The sequence below is a fragment of the Arthrobacter sp. efr-133-R2A-63 genome (genome assembly GCF_030209795.1).
Classification (GTDB): domain Bacteria; phylum Actinomycetota; class Actinomycetes; order Actinomycetales; family Micrococcaceae; genus Arthrobacter; species Arthrobacter bambusae_A.
Window position 1 is genome coordinate 1 of record NZ_JARVRG010000013.1, and the last position, 19,485, is coordinate 19,485.

Consider the following 19,485-nt stretch of genomic DNA (forward strand, 5'->3'; position numbering starts at 1 on the left):
CCATCCAGCGGCTCCCACGTCTCGCTGCGCTCAACGCGGGGCCCTCGCCGCCGTGGGCCCATCCAGCGGCTCCCACGTCTCGCTGCGCTCAACGCGGGGCCCTCGCCGCCGTGCGTGCAAGCGCCACCATTAGAATGGACAGATGACCACTACCGTCGGCCCCGGCACAGCCCCCGGCACCTATTCAGCCAGCAACACAGTCACAGACGCAGGCTTAAAGGGAAAAGAACGGACGGACATCTCGGAGCAGTCGTCCACCGACCTCCTCAGCGCCGCTGACATCCCTTGGAACCTCGTGATCTGGAACGATCCCGTCAACCTCATGAGCTACGTGAGCTACGTCTTCCAAAGCTACTTCGGCTATTCCGAGGCAAAATCCAACAAGCTCATGCTTGAGGTCCACAAGAAGGGCCGGTCCATCGTGGCGTACGGTGGCAAGGAACAAGTGGAGCAGCACGCGGTTGCCATGCACGGCTATGGTTTGTGGGCAACAGTTGAAAAGGCAAGCAGCGGCGACGGCCGGGGACGCAAGGGCGGCGCACGTGGCTAAGGCTTTCAAGTACGGACTCAAAGGCATCACCGGGTACCTTGAGCCCGCCGAGCGCGATCTCCTGCGCGGACTCCTGGATGACGTCATTTCAATGCTCGAGCCGGAGCTGTCGAGGAACGAAGATCCCCTGACGGCCTTGATCGGCCTGGACATGGACGTCAAGGAACCGTCCGACCGAGCCCTTTTGCGGCTGTTGCCGAACGTCATGAAGAACGACGACGCCGCGTCCCTCGAGTTCCGCCAGCTCACCGAGCGCTCGCTGAGGGAAGGAAAAATCGGCGCCCTCCGGGCCGCCGCGATGGGCCTGGACCGAAACGAGCTCGTCCTCACCCCGGAGGAGGCGAAGCTTTGGTCCATGGCCCTCAACGATGTCCGTTTGGTGCTGGCGGAGCGCCTCGATATCCGCGACGAAGCGGATGCCGACCATGTCCACGCCATGCAGGACTGGTCCCAGGCCGAAGACGTAGAGAGCTACCTGGCGCTCGTCTACAACTTCACCACGTGGCTCCAGGAATCGTTGGTCCAGGCCATGATGACCTCGATGGACCGGAAGCCCTGAGTGGAATTGCCGGGCCTTGTGGGCCTCCGTGTGACAAAACAGACACGAGGCCCCCGCCACATGTCATGGCTGCAGCACATGCCTTGGCTTATTCTTCTAGAATCATGAACTCAGCATCGGACCCGGTATCGGGTGGGGAGAGCGCCGCCGCCGCGCGGGAATCACAGCGCAAGCCGGATTCGCTGCGCAAGCCGGAATCACTGAACAGCCAGGCACACAACCCCTTGCTGGGATCACGCCCCATCGGTGTCTTCGATTCCGGTGTCGGCGGACTGACCGTGGCACGGTCCATCATCGACCAGCTGCCCCATGAGTCGATCATCTATGTGGGGGACACTGCCAACGGACCGTACGGGCCGCTCCCCATCGCCGAAGTCCGGGCCAATGCGCTTGGCGTCATGGACGAGCTCGTGGACTCCGGTGTCAAGCTCCTGACCATCGCCTGCAACTCGGCTTCGGCCGCGGTTTTGCGCGATGCCCGCGAACGCTATACGGCCCGTTACGGGATTCCCGTCATCGAGGTCATTCAGCCCGCAGTCCGCCGCGCTGTGTCCGCGACAAGATCCGGCCGGATCGGCGTCATCGGGACATCCGCCACAGTGGGTTCCCGGGCCTACGAGGACACCTTCGCCGCGGCGCCGGACCTGACGATCACTTCGGTGGCCTGTCCGGAATTCGTGAGTTTCGTGGAAGCCGGCATCACCACCGGTCCCGAACTGCTGGCCGCGGCCCACGAATACCTGGAGCCGCTCAGGGACGCAGGCGTGGACACCGTGGTGTTGGGCTGCACGCACTATCCCTTGCTCACCGGCGTGATCTCCTTCGTCATGGGGGAAGACGTCACCCTTGTGTCGAGCGCCGAGGAGACCGCCAAAGACGTTTACCGCGCCTTGGCCACCCACGGGATCCAGAGGACCGATCCCGGTGTGCCGCGGCACGACTTCATGGCCACGGGCGACGCTGTCCAATTCGAAACCCTGGCGCGCCGTTTCCTCGGCCCGGAGGTCCTGTCCGTACGCCACGTGGACCACGTGGCCGCCCAATACCCGACCGGAAGCCTCGCGCGGATCACTCCGGAAATGTTGGAGGCCGCCCGCGCCGGCGGCCATCATGCGAGGACGTCCAATTTCGTTGATCCTGCAGCATTCACCATGAACGAATTCGGCGCGGCCCGCGGGGGCCGCATCCAGTGAAACTGACCATTGTTGGCTGCACGGGTTCCTTCCCCGGTCCCGGCTCTCCGGCGTCGTGCTATCTGCTGACGGCGCACGACGGTGAGCGCCAGTGGAAGATCGTCATGGACCTTGGCAGCGGTGCCCTCGGGGCCATCCAGCGCTACACCGACCTCGAAGATATCGACGCCATCTTCCTGACCCACTTGCACCCGGACCACTGCATGGATCTCTGCGGACTGCACGTGGCCGTCCGCTGGAAGCCGGGTGGCTGGGGACGGGAGAGGATCCCCGTCTGGGGTCCCGCCGCGACAGCAGACCGTATGGCCACCGCCTACGGTTTGGAGTTGGACCCGGGAATGCACGAGGAATTCGACTTCAGCAACTGGAGTGAACGCCAATCCGTTCAACTCGGGCCGTTCACCGTGACATCGTACGCCGTGAACCACCCGGTGGAAGAGGCCTACGCCTTGCGCGTGGAGGTCACAGAGCCGGACAAAGACGGCAAAGCCGTGAGCCGGGTCCTCACGTACTCGGGAGACACCGACTCGTGCGCCGGACTCGAAGACGCCGCCCGCAACGCCGATCTCTTCCTGTGCGAGGCCGCTTTCGAAGAAGGGCGCGACGACGGCATCAAGGATGTGCACTTGACCGGCAAACGGGCGGGCCAGGCCGCGACGGCAGCAGGAGCCCGACGCCTCCTGCTGACCCATATCCCGGTCTGGACATCGCAGACCAAAGTCATGGCCGAGGCGCGGCCCGAGTTCGCCGGCGATGTCGCCGTCGCGGTTGCCGGAGTCCACTACACCGTCTGAAGGCCGCCGCCCGACGACGGGATCCGGCTGCGTCGTCCGATGGCGCAGTCCAACTGTGCTGTCCGGCGAGGGCCACGGGATCGCTAAGCTTGCAGTATGACTTCCGAAGCCACATCTGTCCCCGTCATCCGTGCCGACGGCCGCACACCCGATCAACTCCGTCCCATCAGCATCACCCGCGGCTGGTCCAAGCAGGCCGAAGGTTCTGCCCTGATCGAATTCGGCAACACCCGGGTGCTGTGCACGGCTTCCCTGACCGAGGGCGTTCCGCGCTGGCTTAAGGGCGAAGGCCGCGGCTGGGTCACGGCCGAGTACGCGATGCTGCCGCGGGCCACGAACACCCGTTCCGACCGTGAGTCCGTCAAGGGCAGGATCGGCGGACGCACGCACGAAATTTCGCGCCTGATCGGCCGCTCGCTGCGTTCCATCATCGACACCAAGGCCCTGGGCGAGAATACGATCGTGCTGGACTGCGATGTCTTGCAGGCCGACGGCGGCACGCGCACCGCGGCGATTACCGGCGCCTACGTGGCGCTCGCCGAAGCGATCCGCTTCGCCCGCGAGAACAAGATGATCGCGAAGAACGCACAGCCGCTGATCGACACCATCGCTGCGGTTTCCGTGGGAATCATCGATGGCATCCCGATGTTGGACCTGCCGTACGTGGAGGACGTCCGCGCGGAAACCGACATGAACGTGGTGGTCACGGGCTCCGGCAAGTTCGTTGAAGTGCAAGGCACCGCGGAGGGAGCCCCCTTCGACCGCGACGAACTGAATGCCTTGCTGGACCTTGCCCTGATCGGCACCGGCGAGCTGGCGGCAATCCAGCGCGAGACCCTGGCCGAGGCCCCGTGAGCGGGTCGACCACGCCGCGGCTCGTTCTCGCCACCCACAACAAGGGAAAACTGCGCGAACTCCGGGAACTCCTCAGGGGGCAAGTGCCAGGACTCGACGTCGATACCCAAGTGGTCGATGCGGCCGCAGCCGGCGCTCCCGATGTTGCCGAGACCGGCGTGACGTTTGCCGAGAACTCCCTCCTCAAGGCACGGGCCGTGGCTGAAGCCACAGGTATGGTGGCAATCGCCGATGACTCGGGACTGGCCGTGGACGTCCTGGGCGGAGCGCCGGGCATCTTCTCGGCCCGCTGGTCCGGCCGGCACGGTGACGATGCCGCCAACCTCGAGCTCTTGCTGGCGCAACTCTCCGACGTCCCCGACGCCCACAGGGGAGCCGCGTTCGTGTGCGCCGCGGCGCTCGCTGTACCGGCCGCCGTCGACGGCGGGGCGCGCGAGGTGGTCGAGTACGGACAGCTGGAAGGCACTCTGTTGCGCGAACCGCGCGGCGCGGGCGGATTCGGGTACGACCCCGTGCTGCAGCCCGAGGGGCTGGACCGCAGTTGCGCGGAGCTGAGTTCCGAGGAGAAGAACGCCATCAGCCACCGTGGCAAGGCGTTCAGGGCGCTGCTACCGGCCATCGTGGACGCCTTGCGCTAATACTCCCGCCCGGCATTAACCGGAAAAGGCGCCCCGCAACTGCAGGGTGCCTTTCCTATAAGTCAGCGGGTTTAGCGCTCGCCGTGCTTTCCGGCGTCGCTTCCGTCGACGAACTCCTCGGTGGGTTGCGCGCCCCGGTCCGTGGCTTTGCGCTTTGCCAGGATGCCGCGGAGGACCTCGACGGCCACGGGGACCACTGAGAGGAGCACGATGACCACGAAGATGATGTCCAGGTTGTCCCGGACCCACGGGACCTTGTCGCCGAGCAGGTAGCCGAGCAGCGTGACGCCGCCGCCCCAGAGCGCCGCCCCGATGACGTTGAAAATGAAGAACTTGCGCTTGTCCATCTGGGCGACGCCGACAATCACCGGGACGAAGGTGCGGATGATCGGAACGAAGCGGGCAAGGACCAGGGCCTTGCCACCGTGCTTTTCGAAGAAGGCGTGCGCGCTCTCGACGTTCTCCCGCTTGAACAGCTTGGAATCAGGCTTGTTGAAGATGGCCGGTCCGGCTTTGGAGCCGATGAGGTAGCCGCTCTGGTTGCCGATGATCGCAGAAACGACGATGAGGGCGGCAAGAGCCCAGATATTGAACTTGATGGTATCCGTGGCGACGAGGAGCCCGGCGGTGAAGAGCATCGAGTCGCCAGGCAGGAAGAAGCCCACCAGGAGTCCCGTTTCGGCGAACACAATGCCGCACACGAGCAGGACTACCCATGGGGCCAATGCGGGGTCGGCCAGGAAGACCTGGGGGTTCAGCCAGTCGGGGAGGAGCGCGGACATATGCGGCTGCACCTGCCCTGCACCCCCCAAAGCGGATACGGCAAAGTCGTTCATCGCAGAAAGGGTCACCCTTCAAGGGTACGGGACAACCGCCGTCGGGCCCTTGCGACTGTGCCTGGGGGTGTCTGACAGACACTGCCACCAATCGCCCGACATGCGTAGCGTGGTGGACGTGGAGAGAAGAGACGAGAACTTCTGCGTCCGCAGCCAACTGACCATGAATGACGAGGAAGAACGTTTGATGCGCGACGTAGCAATTCCCAGGACAGCGGCCACGGTCGCTCCTGCGTCAGCTCCGGTGTTCCCGTGGGGCGGTCTCCTGATCCTCGCCGCAGCAGGCTTCACCGCAGTGACTACGGAACTCCTCCCGTCCGGGCTGCTGCCGCAGATCAGCAGGGACCTGGGGGTAGACGAATCGGCCGTTGGCTCCCTGACGGCCGCTTATGCCGCAGTCATCGTCTTCACGGCCCTTCCCCTGTCCAGGCTCCTCGGCGGACGAGTCCCCCGTAAGGCGTTGTTGATCGGCACCGTGCTCGCGTTCGCGCTGAGCAATGTCCTGTTGGCGTCGAGCCCGAGCCTGGGATTGGCAGTTGCGGCAAGGCTCCTCGGAGGCGTGGCCCACGGGATGCTGTGGTCAAGCATGGCCCCCTACGTCGCCAGGATCGTTCCAGCGCGCTCCGTCGGAAAAGCAATGGCCATGGTCTTCAGCGGTAACAGCATCGCGCTGGCCGTCGGCGCCCCGATCGGCACGCTCATGGGCTCGGTCCTCAGCTGGCGCGCCTCCTTCCTTATTCTGGCCGGAGTCGGTGCGGTTCTCGCGTTCCTGGCTATTTGGTTGCTTCCTGGCACCCCCGACGAGGACAGTACTACGACGCCGACGCTCCGCGGGGCCCTGAAGCTCCCCGGCGTGATCGCGGTGGCTACAGCCTGGCCGCTCTTGCTTTTGGGCCACTTCACCCTCTTCACCTACATCGCGCCGTTCCTCCATGTCTCCGGCCTGCCGGATGCCTTCACGGGCATTTCGCTGTCCGTGGTGGGGGTCGCCAGCCTCGTGGGGATCTGGATTGCCGGCCTCACTGCGGATTCCCATCCGCGGCGCTCCCTGATTTCCGCGGTCGCCCTGCTGGTGCTGGCCTTCGGCCTCTTGCCGCTGCTTGGCGGCACGTGGGTGGGTGAGCTCGTGCTCGTGACCGTGTGGGGAACCGCCTTCGGGGCCGTCGGCATCTACAACCAGGCAGCAATCCTTCGCGCCGGCGGAGAGCACAAGGACGCCGCGAACGGCTTGACCGTGGTGACCATTCAACTAGGCATCGCCGTCGGCGCCGGATTTGGCGCCCTGGCCCTGACTACTGTCGGAGCCCTGTGGGTGCCGCTAGCTGCAGCCGTCCCGACGGCGGCAGCGCTCGCAATCATCCTGGCCAGCCGCCGCGGCGGCTACCCCGCCGGTCCCCGGGAGAATCGGCCCCGCTCCATCGCGAAGCGCGGGCGCTAGGCCTCGCCAGCTTCCTCCGGCGGGGCTACCTTGGGCGCATGAACGAAGAGCGTGCGCCAAGGCGCCATGGGCGGGAAGAGGAAGGGAAAGCCCGGGACAAGGCGGGCAAGACTATCCCGGGCGAAAGCCCGGGCGTCAAGGTGGACCCGGACTTCATCCCGGATGAAAGCTCTGAAAACCCTAATGAAGAGCGCGCCCGGGAAACCCCCGAAGAGACCGGAAGCTGATTCTCCGGACAGGCATCCGGCAACTGACCGCGTGATGCCGAAAGACCCCGTTCCATCATGTGTTCAGTTCCATCATGAGGGGCGGTAGTTCGTCGGCAAGTTCCCGGGCGAGGTATCCGGGGCTTCCTTTCCGGCTGGCCAGCCTGTCCCCGGCTGCGGCATGGAGGTGCGAACCCCAGCAGGCTGCCTGCGCATCCGTCGTTCCGCGGGCCCGGAGTCCGGCGATGGTGCCGGCCAGGACGTCTCCGCTACCGGACGTTCCAAGTCCTCCGGAACCGGTGGTGATCTCCCAGCAATCCGTGGACCCGGCTGTATCCGCCGGGCCGGTGTTCGGGGGTTGGACAATGACGCCCTGGCAACTGACCACCGCCTGGTACTGGTGGGAGACTTCGGCGATGTCGTTGCGGATGTCTTCAGGATCCTGCCCGAGGAGCAGGCCCAACTCGGTCAGGTTCGGAGTCAGGATGAGATGCCCGGCCCATGGCTGGATATCAGGCAAGAGTCCCCTCAGGACCCCCAGTGCGTAAGCATCGAGGACAATCGTCTGGTTCCCGTGGATCCGTTCCTTGACTACAAGGTTCCGGAGCAGTTGGGCCGTCTCGTCCGCGTCATCAAGGCCAGGCCCGATCAGCACTGCTTCCGCTGATTCCAGTTCCGGCTGCAACGCCTCGTGGGCTGTCGAACGGACGGAGCCGGAGGACGTTTCGGGCAAGCCGATCACCCCTGCCTCCGGCAGGGCGACTGCCAAAGCAACGGCCGTGGATTCAGCAACGGCAAGCGTGAGGCGGCCCGCGCCGGCACGAAGCGCGGCGGTGCCGGCGAGGAGGGCGGCCCCCGGTGTTTTGCGGCTCCCACCTACGACCAGCACCGTCCCCCGATCGAGCTTGTCCGAACCTGGTGCCGGCAGCGGCCAGCTTCGCAAAAGGGTGGGGGTTACCGGGATGGCCGGCAGGTCACGGACGGACATCGGCGTCGCTCCCGTGCTCGGTGAGCGTGACTCCTTGCTCCAGGAGATGGTCTGCGATATTGAAGCTCTGCAGCGTCCAGGGGCCGTGACCTTCGGCGCGGATATACCGCGTAACGGAAGCGTTCAGAATGGTGTTTGTGCCGGCTATATCCAGCAGTTCCTGTTCGGAAAGCCCCTCCAGAAGGTACCGGAAAAGCAGGATGACGGCGTCATGGCCGACCACGAGGACCCGTTCTCTTCCGGAGATCTGTTCAAGATCGGAGAGAAAGCTCCGCAGCCGCAGCGCGACATCGGTCCAGGACTCGCCACCCGGAGGCCTGTAGTAGAACTTCCCCAACCATCGGCGACGCCGGGCCTCATCGGGCAGCCTCAGCTCCACTCCCTTGGCGGTCAGCATGTCCAGGACGCCAAGCTCGCGGTCCCTGAGCCGCTCATCCACGAGGAGCGACACCTTCCAGCCCGCCGCCCCTACGACCATTTCCGCGGTGCGACGCGCCCGGGCGTACGGAGAGCACAAGACCACGTCCGGGCACTGCGACGGTGGGAGCCGGCTGAACGAACTACCGAGAGCGGTGGCCTGCTCGTAACCGAGGGGGGACAGGTCGACGTCGGCATCCCGCGCCGGGACCTCAATGACTTCCGCGCCGGACAGTCCAGCCTTCGAGGCTGCTACGTTTCCCAGGCTCTCCCCGTGACGCACCAGGATCAGCTCGACGGCTCCATGGCCGGATAGTGCCCGCATGCTTTCGCTCACAAGAATCTCCTTCGTCGAGACAGGGACCGGACTGCTTCGGTGTCGCCCCGATAGCCACACGGTCATCGGCGTCGCCGGAGGACGGCGTCTAGCCAAGTTCGGCGCCGCGTCCTTCCCTTGGGTCTATGCTACTGCTAAGCATGCTTATTATTCCGCGATGCTTGAGTTGACATGGGGAGGAGCAAAATGAACGTCCTGATCAAACTACTTGGCCTGGTTGTGGGCATGGGTGCCGGAATGGCGGCGAACAAGGCCCTGGAGGCCATCTGGAGCAAGTCCACCGGGAATTCCGCGCCGAAGGATGCAACCAATCTGGAGGACTCCCTGCCCGGCGTGGTGCTGTTCGCCTTCGCTGGGGGCGCCGTAGGGGCGGTCATCCACGTCCTGACCCAAAGGACAACCAAGAAGGCGTTGATCAGGCTGCAGAAGACGGCGGACGAGGTCTGAACGTTTGCAGGTGACAAGGCCAACAACCCCTGCTGCGCCATGCGGATCCCTTTCCACCTGTAACCTTGACCAGTGGCATTGGACTTTACGGCGATCGACTTTGAGACTGCGAACGGCTTCAGGGGTTCTCCGTGCTCGGTCGGCCTCAGCAAGGTCCGCGGCGGCGTCGTGGTGGAGGAAGCTTCATGGCTCATGCGGCCTCCGGTAAACCATGACCACTTCGAGTACCACAACACCCGGATCCACGGCATCCGCGCCGAGGACGTCGCCGGGGCTCCACGCTTTGGCGAAGTCTTCCCCGAAATCGGCGCTTTCATCGGCGACGATATCCTTGCCGCCCACAATGCGGCATTCGATCTCGGCGTCATCCGTTCCGGGCTCGAAGTCTCCGGTCTGCCGGGCCCCGCTTACGAGTACGTCTGCACGGTGATGTTGTCCCGGCGGTGCTACTCCTTGGTGTCCAATTCCTTGCCCTACGCGGCGGAGGAGGCCGGCGTTCCCCTCGTGAACCACCACGACGCCGCCGAAGACGCCCGGGCCTGCGCCGGAATCCTGGTGGACATCGCGCACCGGAACAACGCCAACAGCATCGCCGAGCTCTACTTGTCCCTCGGCCTGGCCATACCCCGGCAACAGGCTTTCCAGCCCGGAGACGGACTCTCCAAGCAAACCCTCGCCGCGCTCGCGGCCGTCGGTGGAGGGCGCAGCGCGGTCGCTGGCGGGTCCGGCGTCGGGAATGGCGCCGGCCAGCTTGGACGCGCCTGGGGCAATTGGCCTGAAGAAGGCGACAACCCGGCGCCCAACCCCGCAGCGGAACCGGGCCACCCGCTCTTCGGGCAGACAGTCGTTTTCACCGGCGAGCTTGCGATGGCCCGGCCGGAAGCGAAACAGCGGGCAGCGGAGATGGGAGCGAGCCCGGAAAGCCGTGTGACCGGAAGGACAACGGTCCTGGTGGTAGGCGACGGCTTTGTTGCCGGCGATCTCCGGAACGGCCGCCTCACGGGCAAAGCAAAGCGGGTCCTTGAGCTGCACAGCCGAGGCCAGCAGATCGAGGTACTTTCCGAGGGTGAGTTCCTGCAGATGGTCGGCGGACGCTAGCGGCCGCAAAATTCACACGGAGCAACAAAGCTTCCTGTTGTGTAGCAGCGCTCCTAGCCTTGAGCCATGGCACAGGGAAAACAGGCCGATACCGCAGGGTTCACCGCAGCTCCGGCAGGCAGCCGATGGCGCGCCGCCTTCGCCTTCCCCAATCCGGTCAATGAGTATGCCGCCAGGATCACGGCCGGGCTCGTGGTTCTTGCGGCAGTTGCCACCCTCCTGAGCGGCCTCGGTGGGGGACTCGTGCTGATCGCGGCAGGGTTCTGGCTGCGGGTGTTGTTCGGTCCGAGGATCTCGCCGTTCGCTGTGCTATCCGTCAAATTGCTGGCCCCCCGGGTGGGGCCGGCCAAGCTTGTCCCGGGGCCGCCCAAGCGATTCGCACAGGGAATCGGCGCTGCGCTCAGCACGGCCGCCGTGGTCCTGTTCTTCGCCGGTTTCGCCTTGGGCGCCTGGATCCTGCTCGCCTTGCTGATTGTCGCGGCGTCCCTTGAATCGTTTGCGGGATTCTGCCTGGGCTGCGCCATCTTTGGTTTCCTGCAGAAGCACGGACTTATCCCCGAAGACGTGTGCGAAGCGTGCAACAACATCGCGCTTCGCCGGGTTTGACGCGCTCATTGGTTTTGGGCCTCCGGCCACCTAGCCCACGGTGACAGCGATAAGCCGTTGCGCCATGCCACGGATGACCTCAGGGGCCTCAAGGGCTTCAAGCCAGTCCGAGGGCAAAGCTTCTTCGCCATGGAATGCCCCGAGGATATTGCCCGCGATCGACGCGGTGGAGTCACTGTCACCGCTGTGGTTCAGCGCCACGGCTATGGCCTGGCGGAAATGGGCGGCCGGATCCAGCTGGCCCCCGGCGGTGGCGCCGGTTGCCAGCACCGCATAGAGTCCGACGGCGAGTGCCTCCTCCGCCACCCAGCCCTCGCCCAGGTGCGCCGTGAGTTCTTCCGGGCTGAGCAGGGTGCCGGCCGAGGACATCTCCAGCGCCTGGCGGAGCCGCTCGAGGAGTTCGGGAGCCGCATCGGGCAATGCCGACACCACGCCCAGGGCATGTTCGGCCGCGGTCCGTGGATCGGAACCCGCTGTCAGTTTGTGTACGAGGACGCTGAAGGCACCGGCAGTTTGCCGGGCTGAAGGGTGTCCGTGAGTCAACGATGCGGCATCAGTGCTCAGCTTGTAGACGGTGGCTTCGGAAATGTGCGGGACCAGGCCGAAGGGAGCGGACCGCATGACCGTGCCGCAGCCCTTCGATTCCGGATTGACGGGCCGAAATTTGGTCCCCATCTGGCCCGTGGCGAGTCCGCTCAGGCAGGCCTTGCCCGGATGCCTGCGATGCCGGAGGACCTCCTGGCTGTCGATCCACCGCGGTTGGGGAACAGGGGCTGACGACGGCAACACGATGCCCTGGGTCGCGAGCCATCGCAGGTAGGCCAGCCAGAGGCACGCCGTTTCATCCGCCGCGACGCCGTCGTTGGCCCATTCGAGGGCCTCCACGATGCCGTCGACGGTGTACAGCGTCATCTGGGTGTCGTCCGAGAAGTGGCTGCCGCCGTCGAGCTGGCCGAAAGAGGTGAGGCCTGCGGCGCCGAAGCGCGAACGGATGGTGGCGACGTCGTCGAACTCGACGGCGTAGCCAAGCGAATCACCCAAGGCACCACCCAACAGGCACCCGCGGACGCGGGACTCGAAGGATGGCACGGCGGAGGGGGACGGTTCAGCACTCATAGTGGTAATTTACCGTGGCTGCTTCGTCGCTCTTCACCTGCCCGCTTATTCGGTGGCTCGCGAACCAGGAGGCAGTGATGCGTGAACCCGCGTGGCGGAAAACCGAAAAACTCCGGACTACAGATTCTCCCTCGCAAATGAGCGGACCTTTTTTGCGTGGATCCGTACTTCGTTGGCGCTGCGGGCCGGTGCTGTCGCCATCGACCAGCTTGCTCGGAACATCGCGCCGCAGCCCGTGCGCATTGTCTTGTGCGTGGTGCTGTCCATCATCGGCGCGGGGCTCGCGACCCTTGCCTCCCGGAGGTGGGCGCAGATGGAGGCGGCGATGCGCAACGACCAGGCGTTGCCGTTCTTGATGATTGCAAGCGCCCTGTCCATCACCGCCCTCGCCTGCGCTGCGGTCGCCGCAATCGCGTTGGGCGGCTAGGCTCGGATTCAGGAAGCGTCCAGACTGGGCTGACACGATGCTGCGGGGCAAGGATGCGGTCCGCCGCGTGGCGTTGCCCTGGCTGGAGCATTCGCCTCCGCAAAAGAGAACCCGAACTTCGAATTAAGGAATCCCTCGAGATGACCACGACTGTGTCCATTCCCTCCTCCCGCGGCCCCGGGCTCCTTGCCCGGTCGTTCGCTGAAGCTCTGGGGACGCTGTTCCTTGTGGTTGTTGGCTTGGGTGTGTTGATCTTCATCAACCCCCAGGCGGTTCCGATGCCGGCCTCGCTGGCAAGCGGCCTGACTGTCGCCGCGGCCATGCTTGCTTTCGGTTACCTGTCGGGCGGCCACTTCAACCCGGCCATCACGGTTGGCCACCTGGTTGCCGGCCGGATGAAGCTCGTTGATGGGGCCGCATACGTGGGGGCCCAGATTGCGGGCGGCCTCTTGGGCGCTTTGGCGCTCTTCGCCGTCGTACGGACTGTGCCAAATATCCCGGATAGCCGAGCCGTCTTTGAAACCTCGACGTCGGGTTTCGGTGCGCATTCCCCCTTCCAGGTTCCGGTGACCGGTGTGATGCTCGTAGAGGTCCTCGGCGCTGCACTCCTGGTGGGGGTCTTCCTGGGGGTAACCGCCCGGCGCAATCCCAGCAAACTCGCCGCGCCGTTCGCAGTCGGCCTGACCGTCGCAGTCCTGCTGCAGCTGGGTCAATCCACCGGCAATCTCGCCTTCAACCCGGCCCGTGCCACTGCGTCCGCCGTCTTCAGCTCAAGCTGGGCGGTGGAGCAGCTTTGGCTCTTCTGGGTCGCACCGCTCGTGGGCGCCGCGATCGCCGGCCTCATCTTCCGAGGGTTCGGCGAGTCGACTCCTGCGGCTGTGACCGAGGTCGAGGAACCCGCAATTTCTGAGGACGCAGAATCGTTGCCGTCCGACGCCTGGGATGAAAAGTCCGACGACGACGCTGACCCGGCCCTTCCGGAAAGTGCGGCCGACGTTTCCGAGCCCGTTCCGACGCCCGTCGATGAGCCTGCCGAAGCCCCCGCCGCGGCACCCGTCGAAGAGAAGCCCGTCGTCGACCCGGCCCGTGAATTCTTCGATGGCAAGCGGGGCTGACGCAGGGATTCAGCTGCCGGGAACGCCCAGTTACGGCCGGTGCCGCCGCGCCGCACCATTAATGTCCGTGCCTCCGCTTAGCGTGAAAACATGAGGCTTTTGCACACGTCGGATTGGCATCTTGGACGATCGTTCCATGGCGTCGGGATGCTCGATGCCCAGCGCAACTTCATCGAGCAGATGCTGGCAGTCATCCGCGAGCAGTCGGTGGACGTCGTCCTGATTGCGGGCGACGTCTACGACCGCGCCCTCCCCGGCCTGGATGTCGTCAAGCTTCTGGACGACGCCCTCGTGCGCATCACGGACGCCGGGGCCAAGGTGGTGCTGACAAGCGGCAACCACGATTCCGCGATCCGCCTCGGGTTCGCTTCACGCCTGCTGGAGCGCGGAGGAGTCCATTTGAGGACCCGCGTGGAGGACCTCGATTCTCCCGTCCTGTTCCCCTTGGATAGCAACAGCGACAGCAACGACAACGCAGCCCAGGCCGGCGCGCCGGTGCTCGCCATCTACGGCATTCCGTACCTCGAACCGAGGCTTGTTTCCGAACGGCTCGGTACTCAAACCGCAAGTCATTTTGACGTCACCCAAGCCGCGGTGCAGCTCATCCGTGAGGACATTGTCCGGAGAAGCGAAGCAGGCCCGGTGCACTCCGTGGTGTTGGCACACACCTTCGCGAGCGGCGGCATTACCTCGGACAGCGAACGCGATCTGAGCATCGGCGGTTTGGGGGCAGTGCCCCTGGATCTCTTCGATGGCTTCGGCTACACGGCCCTGGGGCACTTGCACGGGCGCCAGGAACTTTCGGAGCACGTCCGGTATTCGGGTTCGCCGCTGGCGTACTCGTTCTCCGAAGCCAAGCACCGGAAGGGTGCATGGTTGATTGACGTAGGCATCGACGGTGTTGAGGGCGTCGAGGAAGTACTGTGGACAGCTCCTCGGGAGCTGGCGATCCTCCGCGGGAAGCTTGCGGAGCTTTTGGAGTCGGAGCAATATTCCTGGGCCGAGACTGCGTATTGCCAGATCACCCTCACGGACTCAGCGCGGCCGGCGCAGGCCATGGAACAATTGCGTGTCCGGTTCCCGGACACCCTGGTGCTGGGCTTTGACCCCGAAGACGCCGCCGGAAGGGTCAAGGCCAGCTACAGCAGCAGGCTTGCCGAAGCCGAGGACGATCTGGGTGTGTGCTGCGGCTTCCTCGACCATGTGCGGGGAAGGCCCGCTGACGAGACCGAACTTTCCGCACTTCGTGAAGCCTTGGAAGCAGTCCGGCTGGAAGGAGCAGAGCTGTGAGAATCCACCGACTCGACATTGAGGCATTCGGGCCGTTTGCCGGACTTCAGTCGATTGACTTCGACCAGCTGGGGGCCCAAGGTTTGTTCCTCTTGAACGGTGCTACGGGTGCAGGAAAGACAAGCGTGCTCGACGCCATCTGCTTTGCGTTGTATGGCTCCGTGCCGGGCGCCCGCCAGGATGGCAAACGCTTGCGCAGCGACCACGCGGAGCCGGCTGCGGAGCCGCGGGTTGTCTGCGAATTTTCGGCGCGGGGCAGGCGCTTTGAGATTACCCGTTCCCCGGCCTGGGACAGGCCAAGCGCCCGTGGACGCAAGGGCTTCACCACCCAGCAGGCCAAAACCCTCCTGCGCGAACGGGTCAACGGCTCGTGGGAGGAAAAGACCTCGCGCAACGACGAAGCCGGCATGGAAATCGGTGACGTCCTGGGGATGGACCGGGAACAATTCACCAGGGTGGTCATGCTCCCGCAGGGGGACTTCGCGGCCTTCTTGCGTTCCAAGGCATCCGACCGGCTCGATCTTCTGCAGAAGCTCTTCGGAACCCAGCGCTTTGAAGCGATCGAGCAACAGTTGGCACTCCAGGCAAACGCCGCGCGCGCGCAAGTGGAGGACAACCGGAACGTCCTGGAGTTGCTCGTGCAAAGGGCGGAGTCGGAGTACGCCCAACTTGGCATTGAAGAGGCCGACACGGCGGATCTTGATGGTCAAGGATCCAGTGGGCCCGCGCCTGAACTCCGGCTCGGGAACCTTGAAGCCCTGGCCCGGGCCGAATCTTTGGCGCGGCAGCAAGCCGCCGGCACTGCCGATGCCGTCCGGCTTCACCTGGCAGACAAGCTCACCTCCGCCCGGGAACGGGTCCAACGGCACGCGAAGCTCGACGCCGCCACGCGACGGCGCGAAGTGCTCTCCTCGAGCGCGGGCGAAGTGCGGGAAACCCGCGAGCGGCTCGGGCGCCACCGGAGAGCCGCCGTACTCGGCGGACAGCTCGACGCCGTAGACCGCGCCACGAACGCCCTCGGCCTGGCGGGCTCAACGGCAGAGTCGGCGACGGCGAAGCTTCGTGCCGCCGCCCTGGACCCAAGCGACCCCGGCACGTCCCTCGCCAGGATCCACGAAACGATGGCGGTCGTGGAAGCCCGGATCGGGGACGAACAAAAGCTCGAGGACATCAGTGCCAGGCTGGACGCACTCACCTTGGCGGCAGGGCAGCGCGAGTCGGCCAAAGCCGAACGCGCCCTTGCTTTGGCCGGCCTCCGTGGCGAGGCAATTGCCTTGGAGGGTGAACTGGCCCCGCTGGAAACGGCCGCTGTGGGGCTGCCCGTCCGCGAAGGCGAAGCAGCAGCAGCGGGGAACACCGTCAAGACCGTAGCCCGTTACGCCATCGCCCGGGATTCCTTGGCCGCGGCAGTGAAGCGCCACGCGTTGGCCCGGGCGCTTTCCCAAGACCTTCGCCAACTCTGGCTGGATCTCCGCGAGTCCCGGCTGGCCAATGCCGCCGGCGAGCTCGCCGCAAAGCTGCGGGATGGCGACGCCTGCCCGGTGTGCGGAAGCGCCGAGCACCCATCGCCGGCGGCTGCCGGGCTCACCGCGCTGGCACTTGCCGAGGAAGAGCAATCCGCCCACGAACGCTATGACGCGAGCGAACACGAACTGCTTCAGGCTTCGGCCGAGCTCGCGTCCGCCGAGCAGGAAGTCGCCGTACTCGCCGCCCAGGGCGGAGACATCGATCCGAAGGAAGCTGCTGCGGCGGAGGCGCGGGCCAAAGACGCCCTGGCTTCGGCGCGTTCCGCCGTCGAAGGGCTTGAACGGGTCAAGGCAGACCTCGCACGCACCGCGGAGCGTATTTCCCGTTTGGAGGAGGAACAACTCCGGGAGGACACTGCAGCGGCTCAGGCCGAATCCACCATGGTTCTGCTGGACGAGCAACGTGAGGCCTTGGACGCCATGCTTGGCGGTCTCCGTGATGGCTTCGACACGCTACGCAGCCGGATAGAGGCATTGACCGCGCAACGCGATCTCCTGCAATCGGCTGTGGCCGCGGGCGTCCAGCTGGAACGTGCCCGGGAGGCTGTGGATGATGCGTCCACAGCTTTGGACCGCGCCCTTTCGGCGAACGGGTTCGAGACCGCGGAGGCTGCGCGGCTCGAAATCCTCGACGAGCAGCATGCCGCCAGGCTTGAGGAAGCCATCAGGGCCGCCGAGACCGAGAACGCAAGACTCGCGGAACTCTTCGAATCCGAGGACCTCGTGCTCGCCGCAAAGGAAGCGCAGATCGGAGAGGTGCCCCTGACCGCCGTCGAGCTTGCCGCCCTCGAACAGGAGGCCGGGCAAAGCGAAGAAACGGCCCGCCGTTTGGCTCTATCTGCCGGGCTGGCTGCACGGACCGTGACCAGCCTGGCCGCAATCCGCTCGCAGTACGAAGAGGCTGCCGACGCCGGGCGCGGCCCCCGCGAACGCGCCCGGGTTCTCAACGAACTCGCCGAGACCGCCAGGGGGGCAGGTGACAACGGTTACAAAATGAGTCTCAACAGCTATGTCCTGGCCGCTCGCCTTGAACAGGTCGCGGCTGCGGCCTCGGAGCGGCTGATCGCCATGAGCGATGGCCGGTACACCCTGCAACACACCGACGCCAGGGCAGCACGCGGCGCGAAATCCGGCCTGGGCCTGGAAGTCGTGGACGAGTGGACGGGCCAGCGGCGGGACACCGCAACGCTGTCCGGCGGGGAGTCGTTCATGGCTTCGCTCGCGTTGGCCCTCGGGCTCGCGGATGTGGTCCAGCACGAAGCCGGAGGCGTGGACATCGAGACCTTGTTCGTGGATGAGGGCTTCGGGAGCCTTGACAAGCAATCCCTTGAGCAGGTCATGGATGCGCTCGAAGGACTGCGCGACGGCGGCAGGGTAGTGGGGCTTGTCAGCCACGTTGCCGAGATGAAGCAGAGAATCGGCAGCCAGTTGCAAGTGACCAAGAACCGGAATGGCTCCACTGTGCGGATCGTCGACGCCGCGGCGGCCTGACAATGCCGGTTTGAGGCGCTCCCGCAGGACCCGGCCCGCTGGAAAAGGCACAGCCGTCCGGTAGACTTGGAGGGTTACACCGGGTCGCGCGCATCGGGAGGAGGGACGATGCGCACCTTTCAGCGAACCCGGAATCATGAACTCCTCCCCACAGAACTCCACGGCGAGCACCGCACTGCAGGCTGCCTCTTCAGTTCCATCCGCGCCCCCGAAGGCCGCGCCCCGTCGTTCGCGTCTGCCTGGCCGCTTCGCCCGCCTGCCTGAGCTCGCCGGCCGGAACTTCCTGCCGTTGGGACTCTTCGCACGGCTGCCCCTCGCCATGCTGACTGTCGGCACCCTCACCCTCGTCACGGCCGTCAGCCATTCCTACGCCATCGGCGGCCTCGCCGCGGGAGCCGTCGGTATCGGATCGGCCTTGGGAGCACCGGTGCTCGGTTCGCTCGCTGACCGCTCAGGGCAGCGCCCGGTCCTGCTCGTAGCCGCGGCTGTCAATGCGGTGACAGTCATTGCATTGCTCGTTGCCGCGTACCTGACGCCCGATTTCAGCACCCCCACGGACGCGGCCGCCATTTTGCTGACTGCGTTCCTGGCCGGAGCGAGTTGCCCGCAGGTGGGGCCCATGGCCCGTGTCCGGTGGATGGCGCTGACTGCCGGGAACTTGAATCCACGGAATCCGAACACTGGAGTCGGGGCGAATCCCACGGGTCACGGAAGTGTGGCGTCCAGCCGCGCAGACCTGGACACCGCTTTGTCCTACGAGGGCACCGCGGACGAAGTCACTTTCGTCCTGGGTCCGGCGTTGGTCGGCATTCTCGCCAGCCTCGTGGCCCCTTGGCTTCCGCTCGCATTGGCGGCCGTCCTGACAGCAACTCTCGTACCGGCCTTCGCCGTCCATCCCTCGCAATTGGCTGTGGTGCCGGCAAAGCGCAAGGCGCGCACCGGCGTCGTGAGCATCCCTGCCGAGCGGAAGTCGGGTGCCTTGGCGTGGCTGAAGGTCGCCGTTCCTGTGCTGGCCATGGTCTGCATGGGAACATTCTTCGGGGCAACCCAGAATGCGTTGAGCGCTTTCTCCGCCCAGTTCGCCACGGCGGAGATTGCGGGACTGATGTATTCCGTCATGGGCCTGAGCTCCGCCGTCGCCGCGCTGTCCGTTGCCTATTGGCCGCGGCGCTTCGGCCTGGCCATCCGTTGGGTGCTCGCCGCGGCCGCGATGACGGCCTTCTCGCTGCTGTTGTTCCTCCCCGCCGGGATCTGGCCGATGGCCATCGTTCTCTTGGTGCTCGGAATCCCCGTGGGACCCGTCATGGTGACCGTCTTCCGCATCGGGGGAGTCGTGGCTCCGGCAGGTCGGATGGCAACCGTGATGACCGCCCTGGCGAGCGGCATCGTGGCAGGTACTGCGTTGGGCGCCTATCTTGCCGGCCAGTTGGCCCAGACGCAGGGTCCGGGCGCCGCATTTGTGGTGTCGACCGCTGCTTCGGGCGCGCTTCTGGTGCTCGGCATCGTTGCAGGACTGGTCCTTCGGCGCAAGCCAAGCACCCAGCACTAACGACGCCCG

Annotated in this window: 20 protein-coding genes; 16 read left to right on the forward strand and 4 right to left on the reverse strand. The window is 65.5% G+C overall.

From position 1 onward, the window contains the following. Nucleotides 1–142: 142 nt before the first annotated feature. The 6 genes from clpS (at nucleotide 143) to rdgB (ending at nucleotide 4,589) form a co-directional block, all read left to right on the forward strand. On the forward strand, nucleotides 143–550 hold the full coding sequence (gene clpS / locus QRN45_RS06565; protein ID WP_078108496.1) for an ATP-dependent Clp protease adapter ClpS: 408 nt from the start codon (nucleotides 143–145) through the stop codon (nucleotides 548–550). Next, a complete protein-coding gene (locus QRN45_RS06570) occupies nucleotides 543–1,109 on the forward strand; it encodes a DUF2017 domain-containing protein (protein ID WP_078108497.1) in 567 nt (188 codons plus the stop codon). Before clpS ends, QRN45_RS06570 begins: the two co-directional genes overlap by 8 nt. Nucleotides 1,110–1,213: 104 nt before the next feature. Further along, nucleotides 1,214–2,302 (forward strand): glutamate racemase, encoded by a 1,089-nt coding sequence (gene murI, locus QRN45_RS06575; RefSeq protein ID WP_264636588.1) that lies wholly within the window; start codon nucleotides 1,214–1,216, stop codon nucleotides 2,300–2,302. Further along, nucleotides 2,299–3,096: an MBL fold metallo-hydrolase gene (locus QRN45_RS06580; RefSeq protein ID WP_284762746.1), complete on the forward strand. Its 798-nt coding sequence runs from the start codon at nucleotides 2,299–2,301 to the stop codon at nucleotides 3,094–3,096. The genes murI and QRN45_RS06580 overlap by 4 nt, the downstream gene beginning before the upstream one ends. A 96-nt stretch (nucleotides 3,097–3,192) precedes the next feature. After that, on the forward strand, nucleotides 3,193–3,951 hold the full coding sequence (gene rph / locus QRN45_RS06585) for a ribonuclease PH (protein WP_078108499.1): 759 nt from the start codon (nucleotides 3,193–3,195) through the stop codon (nucleotides 3,949–3,951). Further along, a complete protein-coding gene (gene rdgB / locus QRN45_RS06590) occupies nucleotides 3,948–4,589 on the forward strand; it encodes an RdgB/HAM1 family non-canonical purine NTP pyrophosphatase (protein WP_241707424.1) in 642 nt (213 codons plus the stop codon). The genes rph and rdgB overlap by 4 nt, the downstream gene beginning before the upstream one ends. Nucleotides 4,590–4,660: 71 nt before the next feature. Here the strand turns inward: rdgB and QRN45_RS06595 are convergent, their stop codons facing one another. Beyond that, nucleotides 4,661–5,425, reverse strand: a complete 765-nt coding sequence (locus tag QRN45_RS06595; protein ID WP_264637960.1) for a DedA family protein — start codon at nucleotides 5,423–5,425, stop codon at nucleotides 4,661–4,663. A 187-nt stretch (nucleotides 5,426–5,612) separates the two neighbouring features. On the opposite strand from QRN45_RS06595, the gene QRN45_RS06600 reads away from it, so the two are divergent. Continuing rightward, nucleotides 5,613–6,863, forward strand: a complete 1,251-nt coding sequence (locus QRN45_RS06600) for an MFS transporter (protein ID WP_413542331.1) — start codon at nucleotides 5,613–5,615, stop codon at nucleotides 6,861–6,863. Nucleotides 6,864–6,901: 38 nt separating this feature from the next. Next, nucleotides 6,902–7,090, forward strand: coding sequence for a hypothetical protein (locus tag QRN45_RS06605; RefSeq protein WP_241707426.1), 189 nt, complete (start codon nucleotides 6,902–6,904; stop codon nucleotides 7,088–7,090). A 55-nt stretch (nucleotides 7,091–7,145) separates the two neighbouring features. Here QRN45_RS06605 and QRN45_RS06610 read toward each other — a convergent pair whose 3' ends face one another. Both QRN45_RS06610 and QRN45_RS06615 read right to left on the reverse strand, forming a co-directional pair. Further along, the gene (locus QRN45_RS06610; protein WP_264636586.1) at nucleotides 7,146–8,057 is read right to left on the reverse strand and encodes an NAD(P)H-hydrate dehydratase; all 912 of its coding nucleotides are present in this window, start codon (nucleotides 8,055–8,057) and stop codon (nucleotides 7,146–7,148) included. After that, on the reverse strand, nucleotides 8,044–8,799 hold the full coding sequence (locus QRN45_RS06615; RefSeq protein WP_264637959.1) for a histidine phosphatase family protein: 756 nt from the start codon (nucleotides 8,797–8,799) through the stop codon (nucleotides 8,044–8,046). Before QRN45_RS06615 ends, QRN45_RS06610 begins: the two co-directional genes overlap by 14 nt. Before the next feature lie 198 nt (nucleotides 8,800–8,997). On the opposite strand from QRN45_RS06615, the gene QRN45_RS06620 reads away from it, so the two are divergent. The 3 genes from QRN45_RS06620 to QRN45_RS06630 all read left to right on the forward strand — a co-directional run bounded on the left by QRN45_RS06620 (nucleotide 8,998) and on the right by QRN45_RS06630 (nucleotide 10,962). Then, complete coding sequence (locus QRN45_RS06620; protein WP_264636585.1) at nucleotides 8,998–9,258, forward strand: DUF4235 domain-containing protein; 261 nt, start codon at nucleotides 8,998–9,000, stop codon at nucleotides 9,256–9,258. 72 nt (nucleotides 9,259–9,330) lie between these two features. Continuing rightward, the gene (locus tag QRN45_RS06625; RefSeq protein WP_264636584.1) at nucleotides 9,331–10,356 is read left to right on the forward strand and encodes a 3'-5' exonuclease; all 1,026 of its coding nucleotides are present in this window, start codon (nucleotides 9,331–9,333) and stop codon (nucleotides 10,354–10,356) included. Between the two features lie 66 nt (nucleotides 10,357–10,422). Then, on the forward strand, nucleotides 10,423–10,962 hold the full coding sequence (locus tag QRN45_RS06630; RefSeq protein ID WP_241707430.1) for a DUF4395 domain-containing protein: 540 nt from the start codon (nucleotides 10,423–10,425) through the stop codon (nucleotides 10,960–10,962). Between the two features lie 30 nt (nucleotides 10,963–10,992). Here the strand turns inward: QRN45_RS06630 and QRN45_RS06635 are convergent, their stop codons facing one another. Then, complete coding sequence (locus QRN45_RS06635; protein WP_241707431.1) at nucleotides 10,993–12,078, reverse strand: ADP-ribosylglycohydrolase family protein; 1,086 nt, start codon at nucleotides 12,076–12,078, stop codon at nucleotides 10,993–10,995. 91 nt (nucleotides 12,079–12,169) lie between these two features. Here QRN45_RS06635 and QRN45_RS06640 point away from each other — a divergent pair, with 91 nt between their 5' ends. The 5 genes from QRN45_RS06640 (at nucleotide 12,170) to QRN45_RS06660 (ending at nucleotide 19,476) form a co-directional block, all read left to right on the forward strand. Further along, on the forward strand, nucleotides 12,170–12,505 hold the full coding sequence (locus QRN45_RS06640) for a YidH family protein (protein WP_264636582.1): 336 nt from the start codon (nucleotides 12,170–12,172) through the stop codon (nucleotides 12,503–12,505). A gap of 140 nt (nucleotides 12,506–12,645) precedes the next feature. Beyond that, nucleotides 12,646–13,620 carry an MIP/aquaporin family protein gene (locus QRN45_RS06645; protein ID WP_241707433.1) on the forward strand — a complete coding sequence of 325 codons (975 nt, stop codon included), beginning with the start codon at nucleotides 12,646–12,648 and terminating at the stop codon, nucleotides 13,618–13,620. Between the two features lie 90 nt (nucleotides 13,621–13,710). Continuing rightward, a complete protein-coding gene (locus QRN45_RS06650; RefSeq protein WP_284762749.1) occupies nucleotides 13,711–14,910 on the forward strand; it encodes an exonuclease SbcCD subunit D in 1,200 nt (399 codons plus the stop codon). Beyond that, complete coding sequence (locus QRN45_RS06655) at nucleotides 14,907–17,927, forward strand: AAA family ATPase (protein WP_284762751.1); 3,021 nt, start codon at nucleotides 14,907–14,909, stop codon at nucleotides 17,925–17,927. The genes QRN45_RS06650 and QRN45_RS06655 overlap by 4 nt, the downstream gene beginning before the upstream one ends. 136 nt (nucleotides 17,928–18,063) lie before the next feature. Continuing rightward, nucleotides 18,064–19,476 carry an MFS transporter gene (locus QRN45_RS06660; protein WP_284762753.1) on the forward strand — a complete coding sequence of 471 codons (1,413 nt, stop codon included), beginning with the start codon at nucleotides 18,064–18,066 and terminating at the stop codon, nucleotides 19,474–19,476. The last annotated feature ends 9 nt before the right edge of the window (nucleotides 19,477–19,485 follow it).